The 24,061-nt window shown below is 71.7% G+C and carries 27 protein-coding genes and 1 tRNA gene; 12 read left to right on the top strand and 16 right to left on the bottom strand.

Going from position 1 to position 24,061, the window contains the following annotated elements; translation table 11 throughout:
- Complete coding sequence (locus FHR37_RS04480; protein WP_092887589.1) at positions 1 to 507, bottom strand: MarR family winged helix-turn-helix transcriptional regulator; 507 nt, start codon at positions 505 to 507, stop codon at positions 1 to 3.
- Positions 508 to 595: 88 nt separating this feature from the next.
- Here FHR37_RS04480 and FHR37_RS04475 point away from each other — a divergent pair, with 88 nt between their 5' ends.
- Positions 596 to 1,549, top strand: coding sequence for a haloalkane dehalogenase (locus FHR37_RS04475; protein ID WP_092887586.1), 954 nt, complete (start codon positions 596 to 598; stop codon positions 1,547 to 1,549).
- On the opposite strand, the gene FHR37_RS04470 is transcribed toward FHR37_RS04475, so the two are convergent.
- On the bottom strand, positions 1,489 to 2,616 hold the full coding sequence (locus FHR37_RS04470; protein WP_092887583.1) for a bifunctional nuclease domain-containing protein: 1,128 nt from the start codon (positions 2,614 to 2,616) through the stop codon (positions 1,489 to 1,491). The two genes, FHR37_RS04475 and FHR37_RS04470, sit on opposite strands and share 61 nt — an antisense overlap.
- 116 nt (positions 2,617 to 2,732) lie before the next feature.
- On the opposite strand from FHR37_RS04470, the gene tsaA reads away from it, so the two are divergent.
- The 3 genes from tsaA (at position 2,733) to FHR37_RS32915 (ending at position 6,159) form a co-directional block, all read left to right on the top strand.
- Positions 2,733 to 3,167, top strand: a complete 435-nt coding sequence (gene tsaA / locus FHR37_RS04465; protein ID WP_092887580.1) for a tRNA (N6-threonylcarbamoyladenosine(37)-N6)-methyltransferase TrmO — start codon at positions 2,733 to 2,735, stop codon at positions 3,165 to 3,167.
- Positions 3,168 to 3,332: 165 nt separating this feature from the next.
- Complete coding sequence (locus FHR37_RS04460) at positions 3,333 to 4,322, top strand: SDR family oxidoreductase (protein ID WP_092887577.1); 990 nt, start codon at positions 3,333 to 3,335, stop codon at positions 4,320 to 4,322.
- Positions 4,323 to 4,677: 355 nt separating this feature from the next.
- Positions 4,678 to 6,159 (top strand): alpha/beta hydrolase, encoded by a 1,482-nt coding sequence (locus FHR37_RS32915; RefSeq protein WP_092887574.1) that lies wholly within the window; start codon positions 4,678 to 4,680, stop codon positions 6,157 to 6,159.
- Here the strand turns inward: FHR37_RS32915 and FHR37_RS32910 are convergent.
- The 4 genes from FHR37_RS32910 to add form a co-directional block, all read right to left on the bottom strand.
- On the bottom strand, positions 6,128 to 7,828 hold the full coding sequence (locus FHR37_RS32910) for a tetratricopeptide repeat protein (protein ID WP_092887571.1): 1,701 nt from the start codon (positions 7,826 to 7,828) through the stop codon (positions 6,128 to 6,130). The genes FHR37_RS32915 and FHR37_RS32910 overlap by 32 nt on opposite strands.
- A 111-nt stretch (positions 7,829 to 7,939) precedes the next feature.
- Positions 7,940 to 8,422, bottom strand: a complete 483-nt coding sequence (locus FHR37_RS04445) for an NUDIX domain-containing protein (protein ID WP_202818318.1) — start codon at positions 8,420 to 8,422, stop codon at positions 7,940 to 7,942.
- A gap of 21 nt (positions 8,423 to 8,443) precedes the next feature.
- Positions 8,444 to 9,181: an HAD family hydrolase gene (locus FHR37_RS04440; RefSeq protein WP_092887568.1), complete on the bottom strand. Its 738-nt coding sequence runs from the start codon at positions 9,179 to 9,181 to the stop codon at positions 8,444 to 8,446.
- Entirely contained in the window at positions 9,178 to 10,200 is a 1,023-nt protein-coding gene (gene add / locus FHR37_RS04435; RefSeq protein WP_139239134.1) for an adenosine deaminase, read from the bottom strand. The genes FHR37_RS04440 and add overlap by 4 nt, the downstream gene beginning before the upstream one ends.
- 152 nt (positions 10,201 to 10,352) lie before the next feature.
- On the opposite strand from add, the gene FHR37_RS04430 reads away from it, so the two are divergent.
- The 4 genes from FHR37_RS04430 to FHR37_RS04415 all read left to right on the top strand — a co-directional run bounded on the left by FHR37_RS04430 (position 10,353) and on the right by FHR37_RS04415 (position 13,962).
- Positions 10,353 to 11,435: an adenosine deaminase gene (locus tag FHR37_RS04430; protein ID WP_175542740.1), complete on the top strand. Its 1,083-nt coding sequence runs from the start codon at positions 10,353 to 10,355 to the stop codon at positions 11,433 to 11,435.
- A 300-nt stretch (positions 11,436 to 11,735) separates the two neighbouring features.
- Positions 11,736 to 12,839, top strand: coding sequence for a S1C family serine protease (locus tag FHR37_RS04425; protein ID WP_092887562.1), 1,104 nt, complete (start codon positions 11,736 to 11,738; stop codon positions 12,837 to 12,839).
- A gap of 123 nt (positions 12,840 to 12,962) precedes the next feature.
- Entirely contained in the window at positions 12,963 to 13,388 is a 426-nt protein-coding gene (locus FHR37_RS04420; RefSeq protein WP_092887559.1) for a COG4315 family predicted lipoprotein, read from the top strand.
- 7 nt (positions 13,389 to 13,395) lie between these two features.
- A complete protein-coding gene (locus tag FHR37_RS04415) occupies positions 13,396 to 13,962 on the top strand; it encodes a COG4315 family predicted lipoprotein (protein ID WP_139239133.1) in 567 nt (188 codons plus the stop codon).
- Positions 13,963 to 14,000: 38 nt separating this feature from the next.
- On the opposite strand, the gene FHR37_RS04410 is transcribed toward FHR37_RS04415, so the two are convergent.
- The gene (locus tag FHR37_RS04410; protein WP_175542739.1) at positions 14,001 to 14,333 is read right to left on the bottom strand and encodes a DUF6191 domain-containing protein; all 333 of its coding nucleotides are present in this window, start codon (positions 14,331 to 14,333) and stop codon (positions 14,001 to 14,003) included.
- Between the two features lie 91 nt (positions 14,334 to 14,424).
- Between FHR37_RS04410 and FHR37_RS04405 the strand changes: the two genes are divergently transcribed.
- From FHR37_RS04405 to FHR37_RS32905, 4 genes are all read left to right on the top strand, one after another.
- Entirely contained in the window at positions 14,425 to 14,877 is a 453-nt protein-coding gene (locus FHR37_RS04405) for a TIGR03618 family F420-dependent PPOX class oxidoreductase (RefSeq protein WP_092887553.1), read from the top strand.
- On the top strand, positions 14,874 to 15,227 hold the full coding sequence (locus FHR37_RS04400; RefSeq protein WP_237769029.1) for an MmcQ/YjbR family DNA-binding protein: 354 nt from the start codon (positions 14,874 to 14,876) through the stop codon (positions 15,225 to 15,227). The genes FHR37_RS04405 and FHR37_RS04400 overlap by 4 nt, the downstream gene beginning before the upstream one ends.
- 458 nt (positions 15,228 to 15,685) lie before the next feature.
- Entirely contained in the window at positions 15,686 to 16,402 is a 717-nt protein-coding gene (locus FHR37_RS04395; RefSeq protein WP_092887550.1) for a GAF and ANTAR domain-containing protein, read from the top strand.
- A 133-nt stretch (positions 16,403 to 16,535) separates the two neighbouring features.
- Positions 16,536 to 17,285 carry an aminoglycoside adenylyltransferase domain-containing protein gene (locus tag FHR37_RS32905; protein WP_175542738.1) on the top strand — a complete coding sequence of 250 codons (750 nt, stop codon included), beginning with the start codon at positions 16,536 to 16,538 and terminating at the stop codon, positions 17,283 to 17,285.
- 110 nt (positions 17,286 to 17,395) lie between these two features.
- Here the strand turns inward: FHR37_RS32905 and FHR37_RS04385 are convergent.
- The 9 genes from FHR37_RS04385 to obgE form a co-directional block, all read right to left on the bottom strand.
- Positions 17,396 to 17,468: transfer RNA gene (locus FHR37_RS04385), tRNA-Ala, on the bottom strand.
- Between the two features lie 125 nt (positions 17,469 to 17,593).
- Positions 17,594 to 18,232 carry a histidine phosphatase family protein gene (locus FHR37_RS04380; RefSeq protein WP_092887544.1) on the bottom strand — a complete coding sequence of 213 codons (639 nt, stop codon included), beginning with the start codon at positions 18,230 to 18,232 and terminating at the stop codon, positions 17,594 to 17,596.
- Complete coding sequence (gene rsfS, locus FHR37_RS04375; protein ID WP_092887541.1) at positions 18,229 to 18,705, bottom strand: ribosome silencing factor; 477 nt, start codon at positions 18,703 to 18,705, stop codon at positions 18,229 to 18,231. Before rsfS ends, FHR37_RS04380 begins: the two co-directional genes overlap by 4 nt.
- Positions 18,706 to 18,782: 77 nt before the next feature.
- Positions 18,783 to 19,385 carry a nicotinate-nucleotide adenylyltransferase gene (gene nadD, locus FHR37_RS04370; protein WP_237769036.1) on the bottom strand — a complete coding sequence of 201 codons (603 nt, stop codon included), beginning with the start codon at positions 19,383 to 19,385 and terminating at the stop codon, positions 18,783 to 18,785.
- 52 nt (positions 19,386 to 19,437) lie between these two features.
- Entirely contained in the window at positions 19,438 to 19,578 is a 141-nt protein-coding gene (locus FHR37_RS04365) for a hypothetical protein (protein WP_175542737.1), read from the bottom strand.
- 80 nt (positions 19,579 to 19,658) lie between these two features.
- A complete protein-coding gene (locus tag FHR37_RS04360) occupies positions 19,659 to 20,936 on the bottom strand; it encodes a glutamate-5-semialdehyde dehydrogenase (RefSeq protein ID WP_092887721.1) in 1,278 nt (425 codons plus the stop codon).
- An 89-nt stretch (positions 20,937 to 21,025) separates the two neighbouring features.
- Positions 21,026 to 21,382: a hypothetical protein gene (locus FHR37_RS04355; protein ID WP_237769028.1), complete on the bottom strand. Its 357-nt coding sequence runs from the start codon at positions 21,380 to 21,382 to the stop codon at positions 21,026 to 21,028.
- A gap of 26 nt (positions 21,383 to 21,408) precedes the next feature.
- Positions 21,409 to 22,560 carry a glutamate 5-kinase gene (proB, locus tag FHR37_RS04350; protein ID WP_237769027.1) on the bottom strand — a complete coding sequence of 384 codons (1,152 nt, stop codon included), beginning with the start codon at positions 22,558 to 22,560 and terminating at the stop codon, positions 21,409 to 21,411.
- A gap of 7 nt (positions 22,561 to 22,567) precedes the next feature.
- Positions 22,568 to 23,929 (bottom strand): GTPase ObgE, encoded by a 1,362-nt coding sequence (obgE, locus tag FHR37_RS04345; protein ID WP_092887535.1) that lies wholly within the window; start codon positions 23,927 to 23,929, stop codon positions 22,568 to 22,570.
- Positions 23,930 to 24,061 lie beyond the last annotated feature (132 nt).

The following is a 24,061-nucleotide window of genomic DNA, read 5'->3' as shown; positions in this document are numbered from 1 at the left end:
CTACATCGATCGGTCACCCTGCCGGCCGTGATGGTCCACGAGCTTCGCCAGCAGGCGGGTCAGCTGTGCGCGTTGCGCCGAGGTCAGCGGCGCCAGCACCTCGTCCTCCACAGCGGCGAGCAGGCTGTCCAGCCTGAGCAGATGGCGTCGGCCCGACCTGGTCGGCGTGACGACGTTCCGCCTGCGGTCGGCAGGATCCGGTGCGCGTTCGACCAGGCCACGGCCGGCCAGTTCGTTGAGGACCCCGACCATGTCGCTGCGATAGATGCCCGTACGGGCGCTCAGCTCGGCCTGGCTCGCGGGCCCGAACTCCTCCAGCGTCGCGAGCACCGCGTAATGCCACTTGCGTGCATCTACGCGTGCCAACTCCTCGTTGACGCGGCGGTCGGAATGGACAGCGGCCAGGGACAGCAGCCGGGTGGGCAGCTCGCGTAGCCGCTCCGCACCCACCGCCCGGCCTCCCGGACCGGCCGCCCCGGACGGGTCACCGGGCGCTTTGTCGTTCATGCGGCCAGCATACCTCTTGTGTTAGTACGACTAACGGTTTAGCGTCGACCTCACAAAGCCGTTAGTGTGACGAACGAGTTGAGGTGTCATGCCGATCACCAACGTGCTGGACTCGACCATCTACCACCAGGAGCTGCCCGGCGACGGCACGCCAGTCGTGTTCCTGCACGGCAACCCCGCCTCCTCGCGCCTGTGGCGCAAGGTGCTGCCCGCCGTCGACCTCCCTGCCCGTCTCATCGCTGCGGACCTGATCGGAATGGGCCGCTCCGGCAAACCCGACGTGCCGTACCGCTTCGCCGACCACGCCCGCTACCTGGACGCCTGGTTCGACGCGCTGGGGCTGGACCGGGTGGTCCTGGTCGGCCACGACTGGGGTGGGGCACTCGCCTTCGACTGGGCAGCCCGGCACCCGGACCGGGTGCGTGGCGTGGCCTTCTTCGAGACCATCGTTCGGCCCATGTCCTGGAGCGAGCTCGGTGAACAGCCCCGCGCACGCGCGCAGGCCATGCGCGGACCCGAGGGAGAGGAACTCGTGCTCGACGGGACCTTCTTCGTGGAGTCCGCCTTCACCGGTGGCGTCCTGCACCCGGTCGACGAGCGTGACCTCGCGTCCTACCTGGCCCCCTACCCCACCCGCGAGAGTCGCCGACCCATCCTCGAATGGGCTCGGTCGCTCCCACTCGACGGTCAGCCGGCGGACGTGGCCGAGCGGGTCGAGCAGTACGACAGGTGGCTGGCCGGCAGCCACGACGTCCCCAAGCTCCTGCTCACCTTCGACTCCTCCCCGACCTTGCTGATCGGGGAGGAGATGGCCGCGTGGTGCCGGGCCCACATCACCGCGCTGGAGACCCTGCACTGCGGCCCGGCCGGGCACCACGCGGCCGAGGACCAGCCAGAGGCGATCGCCGGAGCCATCACCGCCTGGGCGGAGCGGCACCTGCTCATACGACCGGTGCCGGCCGACCACAGCAGCCCAGACAGCTACCTGGCCCCGGAGGCACGGCGGATCTCCTCGGCCAGGTCGGACTCGGTGGTCGGGTAGTCGCGCCACTCACCGGCACCGGTCGCGGCCCGGTCGGCGAGAATGCGCTCGTCCACGCGGATCGGCGCACCCGTGATGCAGGCAAGACACAGCGCGTCGCTCGGCCGGGCGTCAACCTCGCCTTGCCCGGCCGGACCGTCCAGCAGGACGGACGCGTAGAAGCTCCCACCGGCGAGTTCGTTGATCCGCACCTCCGTGACCCGCGCGCCGGCCGCGCCGAGCAGGTTCGCGGTGAACTGGTGCGTCATCGGGCGCGGCATCTCCACGCTCTCCACGATCATCGTCAACGCGACCGCGGCGTTGGCGAGTACGCCGATCGGGAGTTCCCTCCGGCCACCGTTCTCCCGCAAAAGCACGACGTGCACCTTGAAGGCGGCGTCCTCGCCGCCGGGCCGCCGGATCCCGGCGACGCTGACGTCCACCCAACGAGGCTCCGTCGGCGTTTCGGGCGGTGAAGTGGGTGACATGGAATCCTCCTGTACGAAGGGAGACAGCCGGGGCGCGAGCGCGGCCCGCGCCTGGTGCAAGCGAGCCTTGACAGCACCGGGACTGATACCGAGTTCGGCCGCGACCTCGCGGTGGCTCAGTCCCTGCAGGTAGTAGTGAAACACCGCATCGCGTTGCCCTGGCGCGAGGTCGCCGATCGCACGACGCACTCGATGCGCGAGTACGGATGTCTCGGCGAGGTCCTCAGGCCCGGGGCCGCGGTCCGGCAGGTCCGTCTCCGGCAACTGCCCGAACCGACCCGACTCCCGCAGCCAGCGGCGGGCGACGTTCAACGCGATGCCGCACAGCCACGGCCCGAAGCTGCGCGGGTTCGCGAGCCGCTCGAGGCTGACCAGCGCGACGACGATCGCCTCCTGGCTCGCGTCCCGAGCGAGGTCGCGATCGTTCAGCACTCGTTCGGCCAGTCGGCGCGCCTGGTCGCGGTGGCGGAGGACGAGCGTGGCGAACGCCGCCTTGTCACCCGCCCGCGCACGTACGACCAGCACGTCATCCGACGTGTCCGCCACGTCGTCTCCGGCATCCTCGTCGGGACCTTCGACCGCCGCACCGGACCGGGACATGCCCCATAGTGCGGTGGGGGGTCACGGAGGTTGGCTCCGCGCGCGACGGGTGACCGGAATCGGGCACGATACGGCGAGACGCATGCGGCAGGCGGCGAGCACAGGAGGGCAACCAGATGGAGCAGGAGACGAACGAGCGGTCCGGCCAGTTCGCCGTACGCCAGATCGGCCGGGTCGAGTCCCCGTTGCGGGACCCGGCGTCCGCGCCCAGGCAGGGCGACGAGGGCGCACCCGAGGCGACCATCGTCTTCGCCCCGGAGGTCGAGGACGGCCTGCGCGACCTTCGGCCCGGCGCCGACGTTCTCGTACTCACCTGGCTGCACCTCGCCGACCGGGACGTCCTCGCCGTCCACCCCCGTGGCGACGAGAGCAGGCCGCTCACCGGCGTCTTCAGCACCCGCTCGCCCGACCGCCCGAACCCGATCGGCCTGCACCGGGTGCGCGTCCTCGCGGTGGACGGCACCCGGATCCGGGTCGCCGGCCTGGAGGCGCTGGACGGCACCCCGGTCCTGGACGTGAAGCCGGTGCTCGACCCCGGCACCGAACGCTGACCCCCCGAGGCCCGACTCACACAGGGGCAGGCGCGGGCGACCAGCACCGGAAGCGGCCGGCGCGAGTCCGGTCGGCCGGTGGAAGGATGGCAGGGCCAGACCCGTACGCCATTCCCGGCGGTCCGGGTCCCGCGAGCAGAGCGAAGCAGAGGAGTCTCCGACCGTATGACGTCGCTCAAGGTCTTGTTCATCGGCGGTACCGGCATCATCAGTTCGGCGTGCGGGGCCCGCGCCGTCGAGTCCGGTGTCGACCTCACCATCCTCAACCGCGGCTCGACCTCGATCCGCCCCGTGCCCGACGGCGCCGAGGTGGTCCAGGGCGACATCCGCGACCCCGAGTCGGCACGGGCGGCACTCGGTGACCGCGAGTTCGACGTGGTGGTCGACTTCGTGGCGTTCACCCCCGACCACGTGCAGGCCGACGTCGACCTGTTCGCCGGCCGCACCGGGCAGTACGTCTTCATCAGCTCCGCCTCGGCGTACCAGACTCCCCCGGCCCGGTTGCCGATCGTGGAGTCGACGCCGCTGCGCAACCCGCGCTGGGAGTACTCCCGCAACAAGATCGCCTGCGAGAACCTCCTGGTCGAGGCGTACCGCGACAACGGCTTCCCGGCCACGATCGTGCGCCCGTCCCACACCTACGACCGGACCGCCATCCCGACCACCGGCAACTGGACCGACCTGGACCGGATGCGCCGCGGCCTGCCGGTCGTGGTGCACGGCGACGGCACCTCGCTGTGGGCGCTGACCCACCACGTCGACTTCGCGAAGGCGTTCGTCGGCCTGCTGGGCAAGCCGGCCGCCGTCGGCGACAGCTTCCACATCACCTCCGACGAGTCGCTGACCTGGAACCAGATCTACACCGCCCTGGGCACCGCCCTGGGCGTCGAGGCGAAGCTGGTGCACGTCGCCTCCGACACGATCGTCGCCGCCGAACCCTCGCTGGAGGGCGCGCTGCTCGGCGACAAGGCGCACTCGGTGATCTTCGACAACAGCAAGGTCAGGGCGCTGGTGCCCGACTACGTGGCGACGATCCCGTTCTCGGCGGGCGCCCGCGAGATCGTCGAGTGGTACGACGCCCACCCCGAACGCCAGAAGGTCGACGACGACCTCAACGCGACGTTCGACAAGCTGATCGCCGCCGCCGGCCAGTAAGGGCCCGCGGACCAGCCGGCGCGCCAGGACCAGCACGCAGCCCAGCACGCAGCACGCTCACCCGGGTCGGTGCCACATCCGACCCGGGTGAGATCTGTCCGCGTGACCCTCGTCCCGGTCCGCTCGGGACGGACCGGCCCGCCCGCCGTCCTTTGTCCCCTGGGTGTCCTCGCACCCAGAGCCGCATCGTGGGTGTGGCACCCACCGGCGAACAGGTACGCGACCACCGCGAGGGGGACGGTCCGGTCACGACCGACCGAGGCGGGCTCGGGCTCGAACCAAGCCCCACACGGTCCGTGCGACGCCCCGTCGGTGGGTGCCTCCTACCCGGCAGCGCGCCGCAAGGAGGCCGGACGTGGCGGTCATCGCTCCAGAGCGCCCCGAGCTCCCCGAACGCCCGTCGCGCCGAGGGCGCTGGAAACGGCGCAAGGCCGGCGAGCCCGGCATACATGGCAAGTTCCGCAAGCCCGGCAGGTTCCGCAAGCGCGGCCACAACGGCGACAACGGCCCGCACCCCAAGCGCCCGAAGCGCACGCCCGTTCACCGGCGAGTGCTTCGGCGGCTGGGGCGGCTGGTCGGGCACCGCCCCGTCTGGCGGAAACCGAAACCCCCGCTGCGGTTCCTCCCGCAGGCGACGAAGGTGTCCACCGTCGGGCTGGTGATCGTGCTCGCGCCGGGCGGCACGTTCCTCGGCCGGGTGGTGCGGCTGCTGGTGATCGTGGCCGTCGCGCTGCTGGTCCTGCGCGCCCAGCGTGGCGCCGCTCCGCGCAGGCGGGCGAAGCTGGCCGCCGTGGTCGGGCTGGTGGACGTGGCCGCCGGCTTCGGCATCGGACTGCCGCACGCGAGCGCCGACGGCCTGTCGTTGCGGTCGATGTTCGGGGTGGTCCTGGTCGTGGTGGGGTTGCCGCTGCTGCTGGCGGCCGTCCTGGCGTACGGCAGAACGGTGCGCCGTTGGCTGCGGCTTCCCGTCCTGCTCGCGTCGGCGGTCGCGGCGGCGGTGCTGCTGCCACCGGTCGTGTCCGGGGTGGCCGCGGTGAACCCGCCGCCGGCGCCGCTGGACAAGCTCGACCCGGGCGACAAGGGCTTCGTGTACGACGACGTGGAGCTGCACACCTCCGACGGCGTGCTCCTGCGCGGGTGGTACATCCCGTCCCGCAACGGAGCCGCGGTCGTCCTCGCCCCCGACGCCGGCATGACCCGCTCCAACGTCCTGCCGCAGGCGGCGCTGCTGGCCGACCACGGGTACGGCGTCCTGCTGTACGACCCGCGTGGCACCGGTGCCAGCGAGGGCGACGCGATGGACCTCGGCTGGAAGTGCGAGCGCGACATCTACGCCGGGGTGAAGTTCCTCGCCCACCACTACGGCGTACGGCGGTCCAAGATCGGGGTGATCGGCCTGGGCCGGGGCGGCGAGGCGGCGATGGCGGCGTCGGTGCACGACGGCCGGATCCGCGCGGTCGTCGCGGAGGGCGTCGGGCGGCGCTCCCCCGGCGACACCCTGCGGATCCCGGGCACGCCGACCGGCTGGCTGCAACGGGTCACCGAGAACGTCGAGTACGCCACGGCCGCCGTACTGCGGCGCTCACTTCCGCCGCGGAGCCTGCGGCACGACATCCGGGCCATGCACCCGCACAAGCTCCTGCTGGTCGCCGAACGCGGCGAGATCCGGGTGGGCCAGCTGTACCGGCGGACCGCCCCGGGCACGGTCACCTTGTGGAAGCTGCCCGACACCCCGCACCTACAGGCGTACGCGACCCGGATCGCGGCCTGGGAGGACCAGGTGGTCGGCTTCCTGCAGAAGAACCTCAGGCCTCGCCGGGTGCCGATGAGTTCCTGACCGGCGGGAACGCCAGCCGCTCCCGGATCGCCACCGACTCGTCGATCGCCACGAACGCCTCCACGAGGTAGCCGCGGGCGTCGTAGAGGTGGGCCATCTCCTCCAGCGCGTCGGCGAGCAGCGCCTGGTCGTCCAGCCACGCCCGCTCGCTCAGGTGCACCGGCCCGGCATGGGTCAGCTCGTCCTCGGTCAGCGGGTTGTCCAGCATGTCGTCGTCGAGGACGGCGTCGATCAGCGCGTCGTCGATCAGCGCGTTGTCGGGTCGTACGTCATCGCGCCGCCCGTCGTCGGGCAGGGCGCCGCCGTCGTCGGCGCGCCGGGACTCCTCTGAGAGTACGGCGTCCGCCGGCATCGCCTGGTCGCCGGCGAACCGCGCCGCCCGGGACCGCAGCAGCGCGATGGTCTCCTCGATCACCTGGGCGGCCTCCTCGGGCTGGCCGGTCGTCCGGCAGCGGGCCCCGAGCAGGTAGAGGTCGCGCGCGAGCAGGTGCTCGGCGTCCGCACCGGAGGCGTCGGTGCCGGCGACGTTCGCGGCGAGGAGCCGGCGGTCGACCGCAACGCGTTCGGCGGTGAGCCGGATCGCGGGCACCCGCCGTCCCATCGCCCACATCAGGTCGGCGAACTCCATCAGCAGCGCCGCCAGCGGCCACAGCTGGGCGGGCGAACCCGTCGCCAGTCTCCGGCGGAGAGCGACCGCCTCCTCCAGTGCGACGATCGCGTCGTCGGGCCGGCCCTGGGCGCGCAACTGGACGGCGAGGCACCGCAGGGCGTACGCCAGACCCGCGCCGGCCCGCTCCGGCTGGACGTCGAGCTCGTGCCGGAACAGCGACACCGCGAGGTCGGCGCCGTCCAGCGCCTCCGCGTGCTGGCCGAGGGCGCCGCGCCACCGCGCCACCTCGGTGAGCAGCGAGGCCTGGACGCAGCGGTACTCCGCGGGGTAGGCACCGGCCATCAGCTGGAAGTACGCCAGCGGCCGGGCACTCTGTTCCAGGGCCTCGGCGTAGCGCCCGAGGGCACCCAGCTGACGGGCCAGCTCACCCTGGGCGCCGAGGTAGGGGACGGTGTAACGCCAGCATCCCCGCCGGAACAGCCGTTGGTACCGCACGACCGCCTCGGCGTAGGCCACCAGCGCCTCCTCGTGCCGCCCGGCGGTGCCCAGCAGGCCGCCCAGCCGGCTCAGCCCCGCGGCCAGCACCGCCACCGCGGTCCGGCTCGGCGCGACGTCCAGCGGGAGCAGCAGGTTGACCGCGCGTTCGACCGCGGCCAGCGCCTCGTCGGGCCGCTCGGCCTGCGCGTGCACGACCGAGAGGGCGGACCTGGTGGCGGCCAGCGTCACGACGTCCACGCTCTCCTGGCGTTCGGCGAGCGCGACGGCCTCCTCTGCCAGCGCGAGCGCCTCACCGGCCGAGCCGAGATCGGCCAGGCGCTCGGCGAGCACCCCCAGGGCCCGCGCCAGCCCGGGGCCGTGCCGGCCGGGGCGGCGGGAGTCCAGCGCACGCCAGCAGTGCACGCCCGAACGCGCGGCCGCGGCCGCCTCCTCGCGCCGATAGTGGAACGCGAGCTGCTGGGCGGCCCGCACCCACACCGCGGCGAGCCACACCGGACCCCACACGGGCACCACCTTGGCCGCCACCCGGGCGGAGGCGATGCGAGCGCGGAGAACGATCACGGGGCTCCCTACCAGTCATGAGGGGACGAGCCGCCAAGGCCAGGGGCGAGCTCACCGAGCCGGTCGAGCATGGGACGTGTCCCGAGATCATCTCACCGCTTCGGCGCTTGGTCACCCCGTTGGTTCCGCAGCCAGCCACGTACCGAACATCTCCAGGGTGTCGTCCAGCTGGGAATGCCGAGGGCTGGGCAGCGCGTCCAGCGGGAACCATCCCAGGGCGTCGAACTTGTGCGGCTCCCCGATCGAGACCGTGTCCGGTTCGACCGCGACCGCGAACACGACCGCCACCCAGTGCGAGACCGGCTCGCCGCGCAGGACGTTGCGTACGCCGAGAGTCGTCACGGTCCGCGCGGCCGTGGCGTACTCCTCCCGCACCTCGCGCGCCACCGCCGCCTCGAACGTCTCACCATGCTCGAGCGCACCGGCGCCGCAGTCCCACGAGCCGGGCTCGTCCCGGGCGCCCGCGCTCCGCCGGGCCAGCAGCACCCGGCCGTGGCCGTCGTGGCAGACGAAGACGCACGACACGACGGGTTCGGTGAGTGCGCGGTCACGCCGGCCGGACATCGCCACCTCCACGTGGATCTCGGGTTGCACGGCTCAGAAGTCAGTACGGGCTCAGAAGTGGGTGACCAGATCGGTGAACGCGTCCAGCCGGAGTACGCCGTCGTCGGCGGGGTCCACCTCGTCGTGTTCGAGCACCCAGGTGTGCGGGTTGGGGATGAAGACCGCGTTCATCCCGGCCTGCCGCGCCGGGTTGATGTCGGACTTCGGCGAGTTGCCGACCATCCAGGTGCGGGCGGGCTCCAGCGCGTGGCTGGCGGCGAGCTCAACGTAGGTGTCCACCCGCTTCTCCGCGACGATGTGGATGCCGGCGAAGTGGTGCGCGAGGTTGGACACGTCGATCTTGCGTTGCTGCTCGTCGAGGTCGCCCTTGGTGAGCAGCCGCAACTGGTGCCGGCTGCCCAGGGATTCCAGGGTCTGCGCGACGCCGGGCAGCAGCTCGACCCGGTGCTCGATCAGCGCCACCGCGAGCTCGTCGATCTCGGCCCGCTCGCGGGCGGTCGCGGGTCGGGCGCGCAGGTGTTCCAGGCACTCGCCGAGGCTGCGCAGGAACACCTTGCTGCCGTACCCGTGCGCGGTGGCGTTGGCGGCCTCGATGTCGTCGAGGATGCGCCGGATCTCGGCCCGGTCGAGGGTGGGGTGTTCCAGCCAGTCGACGTAGTCCTCGATGACCCGCTCGAACAGCACGTTCATCTCCCACAACGTGTCGTCGGCGTCGAAGATCAGCACCTGGCCGGGCTGCACCTGCAGGGACGTGGTGGTGGCGGCGGGCGGGGTCGTCGGTGAGGTCATGCCGGAACCTTCGGGTAGGCGTCGTCGAGAACGCCGGCCAGTCGCCGGCGTACGGAAGGATCGGCGAAGCTCGCGGCCAGCGCCGCGCGGTTGACCTCGCCGAAGTCGGCGCGCGTCCAGCCGAACGCCTCGCCCAGCTTGGCGTACTCCCTGGTCAGGTCGATGTCGGTGACGGCCCTGGTGTCGGTGCTGACGCTCACCGGCACTCCTGCCGCCCGCAGGGTGTCGACCGGGTGTGCGGCGTAGCTCGCGACCGCCGCGGTCTGGACGTTGCAGCTCGGGCACACCTCCAGGTGGATGCTCTCGGCCGCCAGCCGGGCCACCAGGTCGGCGTCCTCGACGGAGCGGACGCCGTGACCGATGCGCCGGGTGGTGGTCTTGTCCAGCGCCTCCGTCACGCTGTCCGGACCGCCGCCCTCACCCGCGTGCACGGTGACGCCGAGCCCCGCGTCGGCGACCAGCCCGAACGCCGGCAGGTGGGTGTCGAGCGGGTGGCGTGCCTCGTCTCCGGCGATGTCGAACGCCGCCACCGGGCCGATCCGGGCGTGGCGCACCGCCAGACGCGCCGTCCGCAGGCTCTGCTCCGCGTCGTAGTCGCGCAACGTGCACAGGATCAGGGCGGCGTCGACCCCGGTCGCCTCGATCTGGCGTACGGTCTCGTCGCCGACGGCCTCGACCACCTCGTCGGCGGACAGGCCGTCCTCGACGTGGATCATCGGCGCGAACCGGAGTTCGGCGTACGCCGCGCCGTCGGCGGCGAGCTGGGCGAACGCGTCCTCCACCGCGATCCGCAACGCGCGCTCGGACTGCAGCACGGCGCGGTAGTTGAACGTGTGGGTGAGGTAGTCGCCGAGGGAGTCGCACACCGACGGCGCGACGAATTGCCGGTCGTAGTGCTCGCGCGAGATGCGGGGATCGATCCGGCGTACGGCGTCGTAGCTCAGGCCGCAGTCGAGGTGACTGTGCAACTCGATCTTGGGCAGGGCGCGCAGCTCGCCCAGGTCGTCCAGCTCGGTCATGGTCGGCACCACCTCCGGCGGGCAGGTTACACAGGGTGGCCCGCCGTTCCGAGGGGATAAGTCACTCCTGAGCGGGGTTCTGCCGCGTTACCTGACATTCTGCCGTCAGGTTCGCCGCCGGGCCTCAGGAGGCTGTGCGAGACTCTCGGGCCATGTCCACGATGCCGGCGACGCCCACGACGCCCTCCCCGCACAACTCCGCCCTTCCGCACCGGCACCAGGCCTTCATCGCGGGCCTGCCGAAGGCGGAGCTGCACGTGCACCACGTCGGCTCGGCGTCCCCGCGCATCGTGGCGGAGCTGGCCGCCCGGCACCCGAAGGCGGGGGTGCCGGCCGACGAGGCCGAGCTGGCGGAGTACTTCACGTTCACCGACTTCGCGCACTTCATCACCGTCTACCTCAGCGTGGTCGAGCTGGTCCGCGACGCCGAGGACGTCCGCACGCTGACGTACGGCGTGGCGGAGAACATGCACGCGCAGGGCATTCGGTACGCCGAACTCACGGTCACGCCGTACTCCCACATCCACCGCGGCATCCCCGGTGAGGCGTTCATGGAGGCCATCGAGGACGCCCGGCTGGCGGCAGAACGCGACCTCGGCCTGGTCCTGCGGTGGTGCTTCGACATCTCCGGTGAGTCCGGGATCCCGGCCGCCGACGTCACCCTGGACGCGGCCACCCGGCTGGCGCCGGAAGGACTCGTGAGCTTCGGCCTCGGCGGCCCGGAGATCGGCGTCGGGCGTCCGCAGTTCAAGCCGCACTTCGACGCGGCCCGGGCGACCGGACTGCACAGCGTGCCGCACGCCGGTGAGACGACCGGGCCGGAGACCATCTGGGACGCGCTGCGCGTCCTCGGTGCCGAGCGCATCGGCCACGGCACCTCCGCCACCCGCGACCCCGACCTGCTCGCCCACCTCGCCGAGAAGCAGATCCCGCTCGAGGTGTGCCCCACGTCGAACATCGCCACCCGGGCGGTGCCGACGCTGGCCGAGCACCCCCTCGCCGACATGGTCGCCGCCGGCTGCCTGGTCACCGTCAACTCCGACGACCCGCCGATGTTCGCCACCGACCTCAACACCGAGTACGCAGTGGCCGCCGACCTGCTCGACCTGGACGAGTGCGGCATCGCCGCCCTGGCACGCAACGCGGTCACCGCGTCGTTCGCGCCCGAGGATGTCAAGACGCGCTTGACAGCGGAGATCGACGGCTACCTCACGACGTGGACCTCCTCCTCGTAGTCGGCGCGCCTTGGTAGACGCAACGCGGTAGGCCCACCGCGACAAGCGCAACCCGGTAACCGCCGCGGACCGTTGCCGGAAACCTGTCGACGTTCGCGGCGACCGGTCAGGCGATCACGGCGCACCGGCCGCGGCACTTACCCGCCCGTTGCGCCGTAATGCGCGGCTCACCGTCAGCACCCGGGACGAACTGTCCCCGTACTGGTGGCCAACCGTCCTCGCGCCGACCCTCCCCCGGCCTGTAGGGCAGGTACTGAGGACGCGGGTACGGAGGAGTCGTGGGCGGGGAGGGCTCGGGACATGGCGTGGTGGAAGCCGAGGCGGTCTGGCTCCGCCTCCGACCCGTCGTCCTCCGCGCCGGAGCCGTCCGAGCAGTCGGAGCAGTCGGAGCAGTCGGAGCAGTCGGAGCAGTCGGAGCAGTCGGAGCAGCCCGGACCGCCCGGCTCCGGCCTGTGGTTGCCGCCGCAACGGCCCCGCCCGGCTCCTGCTCGAACTCCGCCTCCAGCGCGCGAGAACAGGGCGGAGTCCGAGCCGTCCGAGCCGCCGCGAACGCCCTCCGACGGCCGCCGGTGGGTGCGGGTAGAGCGGTTACAGGTCTGGCTGCGTCAGCACCTGCTGGTCGCGTTGCTGCTCGCCGGCCTTCTCGGTGGAGCGGTCAGCGACCTCGCCACGCGGTATGGCCCGCTGAGGGTCACCGGCGACCTGACCAGCGTCACCAACCGGGCGCTCGGCAGCGACTTCCCCGGGGGCGCGTCGGTCCGGATTCCACTCATCGTCCCCAAGCTCACCCCAAGCGTGGTGGAGATCCACGCACGCTCGCTCACGGGAACGTCCGTCGGCTCCGGCATCGTGCTCAGCGCGAACGGCCTGATCCTCTCCAACTTCCACGTCGTGTCTCCCGCCTCGCCGGCCGGAAGCCTCACCGTCCGGCTGGCGCGCGGCCAGCAGGTGCGTCAGGCCACGCTCGTGGGGGCGGACCCGGCCGCCGACCTGGCGGTTCTGCAGGTCCGGCAGACCGGTGGGCTCACCCCCGCCCCACTCGGCAACTCCAGCAGAACGCGGATCGGCGAGGCCGTCATCGCGATGGGCTCGCCCGAGGGCCTGCAGGGGTCGGTGTCGGAGGGGATCGTCAGTGCCCTGAACCGCACCATCCGGGTGGCCGGCGCCAAGTCGGGTCTCGCCGGGAACGGCCCGCCGGTCACGTACAAGGCAATCCAGACCGACGCCGCGGTCAACCCCGGCAGCTCAGGCGGCGCCCTGGTCAACATGCGTGGCGAAGTGATCGGGATGACCTCCTCGGTCTATCACCCGGTCGCCGGCGGCGCCTCCACAGGGCTGAACTTCGCCATTCCCATCAACGACGCGAAGGCTCTGGTGACGCGCATGCTCACCGCACACAGCTGAGCCGTCCGACCCGGACGGCGTACGGCATGGACCAGGCAGGGGGTGGAAGGAATGCGGAGAGCCGGGAAGTCGGCGCCGGGCTCCAGGTCGCCCGCCGCCCGACCTGAGACGGATCGACCACGGTTGGGCACCCTCGTCATCCCCGGCGTGGGCAGGGTGCTGACCGACGCTAGCCGCCACACGGTCTACGTCCACGACGGGCCGAAGGATCCGCGCAAACCGCACTGCATCGGTGTCTGCACCAACGTGTGGCACCCGGTCGTCGTCGCCGCCCGAACCCTCGCACCGGACCTACCGGGGACCGGCCTGAAGGTGTCCGTCCTTCCGCGACCCGGCGGACTCGACCAGCTGACGATCGGCGGCCGCCGTGCGTACACGTTCGTCGACGACAAGGTGCCCGGGGACGCCCACGGCATCAACTTCATCACCGGTATCGGGCCCAACGGCCCGATGGTCACCTGGGGGGTCGTCCAACTGCCGGCGAAGGCACCGGACAGCCTCCCCCTCCGCCCCGGCACCCCGGGGGCCACGCCCACTCATCCGCGCTGAGGTGGAGATGACCAACCGAACGATCCCGAAGCGAGCCGCGGCGGTACTCGTCGCCTGCCTGGTCGGCTGCCTGGTCATCGCGAGCTGTCAGGGCCGGGCCCCGTCACAGACGACGCCTGGCTCACCGGCCGGACTGGCCCCCAGCCAGCCGGCGACCTACCAGCCGACGGCGGGCCCGAACCTGGTGCACACGCGCGTCGTTCCGGGACTCGGGCGGGTGCTGACCGACGCGGCCGGCAACACGATCTACCACAACAACGGAACGCCGTACAACAAGGTCCCGCGTTGCGTCGGCGTCTGCACCAACGTGTGGCACTCCGTCCTTGTCCGGGTGCCGGACGTCCCACGGCATCCCGCCGGCCTCTCCCTCGAACTCTCCGTACTCCCCCGGCCCGGCGGGCTGCACCAACTGACGATCGACGGCCACCGCGCGTACACGTTCGTCGGCGACGAGAGGCCGGGTGAGGCACGCGGCGACGGCTTCGTCACGGGGACCGGACCTACCAAACCGTTCGTCTGGCGAGCCGTCCGAGTCCCTGCCGGCGCACCGGCCAGCGTCCCCCTGGACCGCTGAACCCCTGGACCGCTGAGCCCGATGCCGGGCCCTTCGCCCTACGAGCGGTGCGGTGGGCCGTTGCCGGAGTCCGCGCGGGAGCGGGGATCTGCCTTGCCTGGTGGGAGAACGACCACGCCACGGTCCAGGTCGACGCCGAAGCCCGGCGGGGCTCCCTGGGGGTCCTCCTCGCGGATCAGCGAGACCGACTCCCGGTGCTCCAGCTCGGTCCGCTTGGTCGCGTGGAACACCGCCGTGAACTCGTTCAGGTACGTCGACGACAGCGGCGTACCCTGCCGCCTGCCACGCCGCTGTTGCACCTTGTCGTACGCCCAGAAGACGACAAGGAGGACGACGACCGCCGGAACGGTCAGCCCGAAGACCAGCTCCACCCGGTCACGGTAACCGGCGATCGCGCGACCGGGGATCGAAAATCCACGTAAGTCCGCACAGGTGTCGGCGGGCCCTCGTAGGCTCCGGGCCATGAACGACCTCACCGCGTTCGCGGAGCTGATCCCCGCCGACCACGGCCTGTGCGTGCTGAGCACGTTGCGAGGCGACGGCAGCATCCAGTCGTCGGTGGTCAACGCCGGGGACCTGGAGCACCCGCTGCGAGGCGGGCGGGTGGTCGGCCTCGTCGCGATCGGCGGGAGCCGCAAACTGAGCAACCTGCGCGCCGACCCCCGGGCCACGGTCGTCGTCCGGGCGGGCTGGCAGTGGGCGGCCGTCGAGGGTGACGTCGACATCATCGGCCCCGACGACCCGCATCCCGATGTCGACGACGAGGCACTGCGGCTGTTGTTGCGGGACGTCTTCTCCGCCGCCGGTGGAACGCACGACGACTGGGAAACCTACGACCGGGTGATGGCACAGGAGCGGCGGGCCGCCGTGCTCGTCGTTCCCCGGCGCGTCTACACCAACGCCCAGACCTCGTGACCCGAGACGACCTGCTCGCCACCTGCGCCGCGATGCCCGGCGCGGTCGAGGACTATCCCTTCGGCGAGGGCGTGGCGGTGTTCAAGGTGGGCGGCCGGATCTTCGCGCTGGTGCCACTCGAGGGCAGCCCGACCACGAACCTCAAGTGCGACCCGGACGTCGCGCTGGAGTTGCGGGCCCGCCATCCGTCCGTCCGACCCGGCTACCACCAGAACAAGCGGCACTGGAACACCGTCGAACTGGACGGTTCCGTCGATGACGACGAACTGCGGTGGATGATCGACCACTCCTACGAACTCGTTGTCGCCAAGCTCCCCCGGGCCGTCCGCGCCCATATCCCCACCCCCTGACCGTCCCCGAGCGGACGTTCTGACGTTCTGCTCGCGTACGACCGCGCGGCGTGGTGTCAACTCGCTATTGTCAGCGCCGATCCGTGATTCGGACGGCCGCGATGGCCGTTGTGGGCCACGTTGCTCGTCATGATCGCTCCCGAAGTGCGTGGTTAGACCGCGTTGGAGTAGCGTTCGGGCACCGATCCGCTGGATCACATCACTGCCCCCGGCGTTCCCCCGTCGCCGGTGAGCGGTGACCTCCGTGTGGTCCAGCGGATCGGGCCCCCGACAGCAACTGCGCACGTGTGCGTGCCCGCTCGGGTTCGGACAGCCGTTCGAACGTGAACCACCGCAGGGAAATCTCCGCCAGCGAGTGGGACGAACCCGGTCTAGCCTTTCCGCAACCTCGGCCGAAGCCACCGACTTCCGCCGGGTGAACGGTGCGAGGAAATCCGGCAGCGGCGTTGGGATTGTGGATGGACGGGGCAGACGACCAGCGGCTCACGGATGCGCTCGACGGGTTCACCCACGCCCTGTCTTCCAACGAGTCCCCCGAGTCGTCCCTCGGCCGGCTGACCAGGGCCGCCGTGACGGCGGTGCCCGGCGCGGTCGCAGCAGGGGTCACGCTGCGCGATCAACAGGGCTCCCTGGACAGTTTCGCGGTCACCGACGACTTCGTGCTGCACGTGGACGCGGTGCAGTACCGCTTCGGTGAGGGACCGTGTGTCGCGTCGTTGCGCAGTGGACCCGTTCACCTGGTCAGTGACCTGGCCACCGACCCACGATGGCCGGCATTCGCGCCCGCCGCGGTGGCTCTGGGCGTCGGCGGCATGCTGTCGGCGCACGTGTTCGCCTGGGACGGCACGGCCGGCTCCCTGAACTTCTACGCCGACCGGCCGGACGCCTTCGCCGCGGGTGCGGAGTCCGCCGGGCGCCTGTACGCCTCCCAGCTCGCCATGATGTTCGCCCTCAGCCGGCAGCCGACGCGACTGCAGGACGCCCTGATCAGCCGGACCGAGATCGCTACGGCGATCGGGATCATGATGGAGCGCCACCGGGTCGACAAGGAACACGCGCTCAGCCTGCTGCGGCAGCGTTGCCAGAGCCGCAACCTCACGTTGCGGGAGGTCGCCCGGCAGGTCGTCCAGCCGCGGCAGAGCCCGAACCCGCCCGGCCAGGACGTCGGCGCCTGAACCGTGTCCCTCGAGGACACCGAACACGCGCCGCCGTAGCCCGGTCAGCGCAGCGAGCGCACCGCGTTCGATGGCAGTACGGAAGTGGTGCTGTGAGGTTTGCACGAGCCGGGAGACGGGCGAGGATGGGAAGGTGATCATTCCCGAGGTCCTAGCGTTCGGCGACCAGGTGGCGGACGCACTCTTCCGCATCCTCGGCACGGATCTTGTCGGCACGTACTTCGTCGGCTCGGTCGCCCTGGGCGGGTACGTCCCCGGTGAGAGCGACATCGACATCGCCGCCGTGTCGAGCGCCGCACTGACCGATCAGCAGAGGCGGTCGGTGGCGAGTGCCGTCGTCGAGGCGAGTGCGGGTTGTCCGGCCCGCGGCGTGGAGTTCACGCTCTACCGCCGCGACGTCGCGGGCTCGCGTCCCGCGGGCGCCGACTTCGAGGTCAATGCCAACGGCGGACCACGGATGCCGACGGCCATCCATCTGGACGCGGCTGCCGAATCCGGCTTCTGGTACGTCCTGGACCGGGCCATCGCGCACCGGTCCGGTGTCGCGATCAGCGGACCCCCGGCGCGGGAGATCTTCGCCGACGTCCCCCGCCACACCCTCCTCGACGCCATGTACGAATCCATGACCTGGCACCGCGCCCACGAGAAGGCGACTCTCTACTCGGTGCTGAACGCGTGCCGGGCATGGAGATTCGCCGAGGACGACGTACTCGGGTCGAAACTCGAAGGTGCCGCCTGGGCTCGTGCCCGCTGGTCCGACACGGGCGTGATCGATGCTGCGGTGGCGCTTCGGCGCGGGGAGGACGCCGCACTGGCCGACTCCGCGGTCGACGCGCTTCTCGCGGCGGTGGCGACCCGGCTCAGTGACGCTACGCGTGGATGAGCCGCGCGAGGCCACGCGAGGGGCTGCCTTCGACAGGCTCGGACGATGACTGCCGTACGGCATGAGAAGAGGCCGGTCCCGACGTGGGAAACCGGCCTCTGAACCTGCGGTGGAGCTGAGGGGATTCGAACCCCTGACCCCCTCCATGCCATGGAGGTGCGCTACCAACTGCGCTACAGCCCCTTTGCCCGTGTGGGCGCGGCCCACTCTATCGGGTCCACCCGGCACAGGCGAAACCGGGCACCCCCGGAGATCCCGACCGCTCGCCGCGGCCCCCGGACGACTCCGAACCCACCCGGCCGGCGGCCTCAGCGGTCGTCGCTGAGCACCGGCTCGGGCAGCGTGCCGGCGTTCCACTCCACGATCCGCCAGCCTCGCCGCCCCGGCTCGCAGACCACCCACGAGCAGTTGCTCAACCCGCCGAACGCGTCCCAGTGAGCCGGTGCGAGACCGACAAGGCGGGCGACTCCGACCCGGGTGGCGAGGCCGTGCGAGGCGACCACGACGGTCTCGCCGTCGGCGACGAGTTCGGTGGCCCGCCGGAACGCCTTCTCCGCGCGCTCGGCGACCTCGGCGACCGTCTCGCCGTCACCACCGCGGCGGACGTCCTCCCCCGCCTCCATCCGGGCGTGCAGGTCGGGGTGACGGGCAGCGAACTCGACCTTCGTCATGCCCGCCCAGGAGCCGACGTGGATCTCCCGCAGGTCGGTGTCGTACGACACTTCCAGCCCGGTCAACCGGGCCAGCGCCGCCGCGGTCTGGGCGGCGCGTTGCAGGTCGCTGGCCACGAGGGCGGCCGGACGCAGGGCGGCGAGCCGGGCCGCGGCGGCCTCGGCCTGCCGCAGCCCCACCTCGTCCAACGGGATGTCGGTCTGCCCCTGGAAGCGGTCCGTGTAGTTCCAGCCGGTCCGCCCGTGTCGCCAGACCACCAACCTGGCGGCGGTCACGCGTCGGTTCCGGTGGGACGCGGCCCCTCCGCGCCGCGGAGGCCGCCGGAGAGGTCACCCGGCATGTCACCCGGCATGTCTCCGGCCAGGTCACGAGGGCCACCGCCCACGGTGACGGCCTCGGGGAGCTTGATCTCGGGGCAGTCCCGCCACAGTCGTTCGAGCGCGTAGAAGGCGCGCTCCTCGACGTGCTGGACGTGGATGACGAGATCGCCGTAGTCCATCAGGACCCAGCGGTTTTCCCGGTCGCCCTCGCGGCGGGACGGCTTGTGGCCGGCGGCAGCCAGTCGGTCCTGGATCTCCCGGACGATGGCGCCGACCTGACGGTCGTTGGTGGCAGAGCACAGAAGGAACGCGTCGGCGATGGCGAGCCGCTCGGAGACGTCGAATGCGATGACGTCGCGGGCCTGCTTGTCAGAAGCGGCCAATGCGGCCAGCTGTGCCAGCTCGACGGCTTCGGTCGTTGCGGGCACGAGGTCCTTTCTCGCCGATTCCGGGACAAACGTTTCGGAACGGCGTATCTGTTCGGCGTAAGGTCCGTTCCAGGATCTCACGGCTTGAGGTACATCCGCCTCTTGTTGATGTACTGAACGATGCCGTCGGGGACGAGGTACCAGATCGGGCGACCCGCGGCGACGCGTTCGCGACACTCCGTGGAGGAAATGGCCAGCGCCGGGATCTCCAGGAGCGTCACCGCGTCGGGAGGAATCTCGTCGATCTCGAAGGTGTGGCCGGGCCGGGTGCACCCGACGAAGTGCGCCATCTGGAACAGCTCGTCGACGTCGCGCCAGGTCAGGATCTGGGTCAGCGCGTCCGCGCCGGTGATGAAGAAGAACTCCGCGTCCGGCCCCCGCGCGGCCCGCAGGTCACGCAACGTGTCGACGGTGTAGGTGAGCCCCGGCCGGTCGATGTCGACCCGGCTCACCGAGAACCTCGGGTTGGACGCGGTGGCGATCACCGTCATGAGATAGCGATCCTCGGCCTCCGCGACCTGCCGGGCGCCCTTCTGCCAGGGCTGACCGGTGGGTACGAAGATCACTTCGTCCAGGTCGAACGTGGCCTGGACCTCGCTCGCGGCCACCAGGTGGCCGTTGTGGATGGGGTCGAAAGTGCCACCCATCACGCCGAGTCGGGGACGTCGGTCGCTCACCAGGCCCTCCGGACCGCCGGGCTGTGCGTACGCATCTGCGTCGTCCAGTCCAGGCTCAGGCGTGCGGCCGGCCCTTGCCGAAGGCGAGCAGGATCGCCAGGAGCGCGACCAGGATCAGGAAGGCGATGAGCCCGAACACCGGCCCGGGGAAGGGCAGCTCCGGGCCTTCCTGTGCGAGAAGTACGAAGGACGCCATGGCCGCAAAGCCTACCCCGCACCCCTGCGGGCACGACGCCCCGGCCGACCGGCGGCCGCCCGTTGCCGGCGGGTGATCGCTCAGCCGCGGATCTGCCCCTCGCCGACCACGACGTACTTGGTCGAGGTGAGCTCGGGCAGGCCCATCGGCCCGCGTGCGTGCAGCTTCTGGGTGGAGATGCCGATCTCGGCGCCGAACCCGAACTCCCCGCCGTCGGTGAACCGGGTCGAGGCGTTCACCACCACCGCGGCGGAGTCGACCGCCTGGACGAACCGCCGGGCGGCCGGCTGCGACCGGGTGATGATCGCCTCGGTATGGCCCGAGCCGTGCCGGCGGATGTGCCGGCAGGCGTCCTCGAGTGAGTCGACGACCGCCGCGGCAAGGTCGAGGGAGAGGTACTCGGTGTCCCAGTCGGTGTCGGTCGCCGGAACGACCAGCTCGTCGTACGCCGCGACTCTGGCGTCGCCGTGCACCGTCACCCCCGCGTCGCGCAGCGCCGCCAGCGCACGCGGCAGGAACGCCTCCGCGGCGTCGGCGTGCACGAGCAACGTCTCCGCGGCGTTGCAGACGCTGGGGCGCTGGGTCTTCGCGTTCAGCAGGATCGAGACGGCCATGTCCAGGTCGGCGTCGGCGTCGACGTACACGTGGCAGTTGCCGACGCCGGTCTCGATCACCGGCACCGTGGAACCCTCGACGACGCTGCGGATCAGGCTCGCGCCGCCACGCGGGATGAGGACGTCGACCAGTCCGCGCGCCCGCATCAGGTGCCCGACCGACTCGCGGCTGTCGCCCGGCACCAACTGGACCGCGTCGGCGGGCAGTCCGGCGTCGACCAGCGCCTTGCGGAGCACGTCGACGATCGCGGCGTTGGACTCCCGCGCCGAGGACGAACCCCGCAGCAGGGCAGCGTTTCCGCTCTTCAGGCACAGGCCGGCCGCGTCCGCGGTCACGTTGGGACGGGCCTCGTAGATGATGCCGACCACGCCGAACGGCACGCGTACCTGGCGAAGCTCCAGACCGTTCGGCAACGTGAAGCCACGGACCACCTCGCCCACCGGGTCGGTCAGCGCGGCGACCTGGGTCAGGCCGTCGGCCATCGCCGCGATCCGGCCCTCGTCCAGCCGCAGCCGGTCGATGATCGCGTCCGGTGTCCCGGCCGCACGGGCGCGCTCCACGTCGGTCGCGTTGGCGGTGACGATGGTCGCCGCGTCGGTACGCAGCGCGGCACCCATCGCGGCCAGGGCGGCGTCCTTGTCGGCGCGGGACCGGCCGGCCAGGTCGACGGCGGCCTCCCGGGCGCGGGCAGCGGTGTCGAGGACGGCCGCGCGCTCACGGTCGGTGTCAGCGCCCGCGGTCACGGCGCCGGCGTTCACGGAAGCAGTCACGGTCCCGATCCTATTGCGGTCGCGTGGCCCTCCGGTTACTGACGTACGCCGAGATCAACCGGTCAGTACGGGCGGACGCTGCCGATGCCGGCGAACGGCGGCGGAGCGGTTCCCTCGTCCACGCGGGTGGTGAAGGTGTCCCGGTCGAGCACCTCCAGGCCGATGACCTCCCACTGGGGCAGGCCCGCGCTGTCGCGGTGCTCGGTCCACAGCCGCAACGCCAGCGAGGCCGCGTCCAGAAGATCGGTGGCCTGCTCCCAGTAGCGCACCTCCGCCCGGTTCGGCTGGAAGCGCACGGTCAGCAGGAACGGCCGCTCCTCGACCAGTCGTTCGAGCCCGGCGCGTACTTCGTCCGGATCGTGGGGTTCGCCGGCAACCGTCACGGTGATGTGCCACATCCGCGTCTCGTCGGAGCTCACACCGCCGCCTTTCTTCAGTGCGTGAGTCAGGTGTGCGCGATCGTACGGTCACGTTCGGGCAGAAGCACGAGATCGTCGCGGTGGACGACCTCGCGTTCGTAGGCGGGACCGAGCTCACGAGCGAGGTCCCTGGTGGAACGGCCGAGCAGGTCGGGAAGCTCGTGGGCGTCGAAGTTGACCAGCCCGCGGGCGACAGTACGGCCCTCGGGATCGACCAGGTCGACCGGATCCCCCACCTCGAACGTCCCGTCCACCGCCACGATCCCGGCCGGGAGCAGGGACGCACGGCGCTCGCAGACCGCGCGCACCGCGCCGGCGTCGAGCCGGAGCCGACCGCGCGGCGTGGTCGCGTGGGCCAGCCACAGCAGCCGGATGGGACGTCGCCGGCCGGTCCGGTGGAAGTAGGTGCCAACCCGCTCACCGGCCAGCGCCCGGCCCGCGTCGCCTGCCTCGGCCAGCACCACCGGAACCCCGGCGGCGGTCGCGATCCGGGCCGCCTCCACCTTGGTGGCCATGCCGCCGGTGCCGACGCCGGACCTTCCCGACCGGCCGAGTGACACGTGGGCCAGGTCGGCTTCGTTGCGTACCTCCTCCACCCGTTCGGTGCCGGGCCGGCGCGGGTCGCCGTCGTGGAGGCCGTCGACGTCGGACAACAGGACGAGCAGGTCGGCGTGCACGAGGTGGGCGACCAGCGCCGCCAGCCGGTCGTTGTCGCCGAACCGGATCTCCTCGGTGGCCACCGAGTCGTTCTCGTTCACGATCGGCACCACGCCGAGCTCCAGCAGCCGCGCCATCGTGCGGTAGGCGTTGCGGTAGTGGGAACGCCGGGTCACGTCGTCGAGGGTCAGCAGCACCTGCGCCACCCGGAAGCCGTGCCGGCCGAACGCCTCGGTGTAGCGGGCCACGAGGAGTCCCTGGCCGACGCTCGCCGCCGCCTGCTGGGTGGCCAGGTCACGCGGGCGGGTACGCAGTCCGAGCGGGGCGAAGCCGGTCGCGATCGCGCCGGAGGAGACCAGCACGATCTCGGTGCCGGCCGCGCGGCGGGTGGCGAGTGAGTCGACGAGCGCGTCGATGCGGTCCTGGGCGATGCCGCCGCGCGAGGTGGTGAGAGAGGACGACCCGACCTTGACGACCACGCGTTCGGCGGCCGTCACGTCGGTGCGCAACCCTCTGGTCACCGGTCGGTCACCGGCCGTCCAGCCGGGGATCGCTGCCTCGTGGACCCTGCAGCAGTTCGGCGCCGGACTCCACGCTGGGGTCGAAGTCGAACACCACGGCGTTGTCCTCCTCGCCGATCGCCACCGCGTCGCCACGCTGGGCGCCCAGCTTGCGGAGCTTGTCCTCGACGCCGAGCCGGTTCAGCCGGTCGGAGAGGTAGCCGACGGCCTCGTCGTTGCTGAAGTCGGTCTGGCGTACCCACCGCTCGGGACGGCGCCCGCGCACCCGCCACACCTCGCCCTCACGGTTGATGGTGAAGTCGGACTCGTCGACCGCCCGGGGACGGATCACGATCCGGGTGGGCTCGGCCGGTTCGGCGCTCGCGCGCCGGCCCTGGACCAGACGTGCCATGGCGTACGACAGCTCGACCAGGCCGGCGTGCGTGGCCGCGGACACCTCGAAGACGAGCAGCCCGCGCGCGGCGAGCTCGGGCTTCACCATCTCGGCCAGGTCGTGGGCGTCGGGCACGTCGACCTTGTTGAGTACGACGAGGCGCGGCCGGTCCTCCAGCCCGCCGTGCGCGGCGAGCTCGGCCTCGATGATGTCCAGGTCGGACAGCGGGTCGCGGCCCGGCTCGATCGTCGCGCAGTCGATCACGTGGCACAGCGCGCTGCAGCGCTCGACGTGGCGCAGGAACTCGTGGCCGAGGCCCCTTCCCTCGCTCGCGCCCTCGATCAGGCCGGGGACGTCGGCGACGGTGAAGGTCGTGTCGCCCGCGGTCACCACGCCGAGGTTGGGCACCAACGTGGTGAACGGGTAGTCGGCGATCTTCGGCCGGGCCCGGGACATCGCGGCGATCAGGCTGGACTTGCCGGCACTGGGAAACCCGACCAGCCCGACGTCGGCGACGAGCTTGAGCTCCAGCACGATGCTGCTGCGGTCGCCGGGCTCGCCGAGAAGCGCGAACCCCGGGGCGCGGCGGCGAGCCGAGGCCAGCGCGGCATTGCCCAGACCGCCGTTGCCGCCCGCGGCGACGACGTAGGACGTCCCGGCGCCCACCAGGTCGATCAGCACATCGCCCCCGGTGGTCTTCACGACCGTGCCGTCGGGCACCCGCAGCACGAGGTCCTCACCGTCGGCACCGGCGCGGTTGCTGCCCTGGCCGGGCCGGCCGTTGGCCGCCCGGCGGTGGGGTGCGTGGTAGTAGTCGGCCAGCGTGGTGAGGTTGGGAGCGACCTCGAGGACGACGCTGCCGCCCCGGCCGCCGTTGCCGCCGTCCGGGCCGCCGAGAGGCTTGAACTTCTCCCGGTGGACCGAGGCGCAGCCATGGCCGCCGTCACCGCCGGACACATGCAGCGTCACCCGGTCGATGAACGTGGGGACCGCCACGGCGCACCTCCTCCCTGCTGGAACCGCTCTACTGGAGCCAACCGCCTACGCCACTCGCGCGACTGCTGGTCAAAGACTGCTGGTCAAACAGGTAAGGGGCGGGCCCAGATGGCCCGCCCCGCCCCATGTGTG

Source organism: Actinopolymorpha cephalotaxi (genome assembly GCF_013408535.1).
In the GTDB taxonomy this organism is placed as follows: Bacteria; Actinomycetota; Actinomycetes; order Propionibacteriales; family Actinopolymorphaceae; genus Actinopolymorpha; species Actinopolymorpha cephalotaxi.
The sequence above is the reverse complement of the archived record's forward strand: the minus strand, read 5'-3'. Positions and strand labels throughout refer to the sequence as shown.

Excerpts from the sequence above, each read along its gene's own strand:
- FHR37_RS04480 (WP_092887589.1), bottom strand. The coding sequence starts at position 507 with ATGAACGACAAAGCGCCCGGTGACCCGTCCGGGGCGGCCGGTCCGGGA.
- FHR37_RS04405 (WP_092887553.1), top strand. The coding sequence starts at position 14,425 with ATGAACGACCTCACCGCGTTCGCGGAGCTGATCCCCGCCGACCACGGC.
- tsaA (WP_092887580.1), top strand. The coding sequence starts at position 2,733 with ATGGAGCAGGAGACGAACGAGCGGTCCGGCCAGTTCGCCGTACGCCAG.
- FHR37_RS04425 (WP_092887562.1), top strand. The coding sequence starts at position 11,736 with ATGGCGTGGTGGAAGCCGAGGCGGTCTGGCTCCGCCTCCGACCCGTCG.
- add (WP_139239134.1), bottom strand. The coding sequence starts at position 10,200 with ATGACCGAGCTGGACGACCTGGGCGAGCTGCGCGCCCTGCCCAAGATC.
- FHR37_RS04440 (WP_092887568.1), bottom strand. The coding sequence starts at position 9,181 with ATGACCTCACCGACGACCCCGCCCGCCGCCACCACCACGTCCCTGCAG.
- FHR37_RS04365 (WP_175542737.1), bottom strand. The coding sequence starts at position 19,578 with ATGGCGTCCTTCGTACTTCTCGCACAGGAAGGCCCGGAGCTGCCCTTC.
- FHR37_RS04460 (WP_092887577.1), top strand. The coding sequence starts at position 3,333 with ATGACGTCGCTCAAGGTCTTGTTCATCGGCGGTACCGGCATCATCAGT.
- FHR37_RS04415 (WP_139239133.1), top strand. The coding sequence starts at position 13,396 with ATGACCAACCGAACGATCCCGAAGCGAGCCGCGGCGGTACTCGTCGCC.
- FHR37_RS04470 (WP_092887583.1), bottom strand. The coding sequence starts at position 2,616 with ATGTCCCGGTCCGGTGCGGCGGTCGAAGGTCCCGACGAGGATGCCGGA.
- FHR37_RS04395 (WP_092887550.1), top strand. The coding sequence starts at position 15,686 with ATGGACGGGGCAGACGACCAGCGGCTCACGGATGCGCTCGACGGGTTC.
- FHR37_RS04430 (WP_175542740.1), top strand. The coding sequence starts at position 10,353 with ATGTCCACGATGCCGGCGACGCCCACGACGCCCTCCCCGCACAACTCC.
- FHR37_RS04475 (WP_092887586.1), top strand. The coding sequence starts at position 596 with ATGCCGATCACCAACGTGCTGGACTCGACCATCTACCACCAGGAGCTG.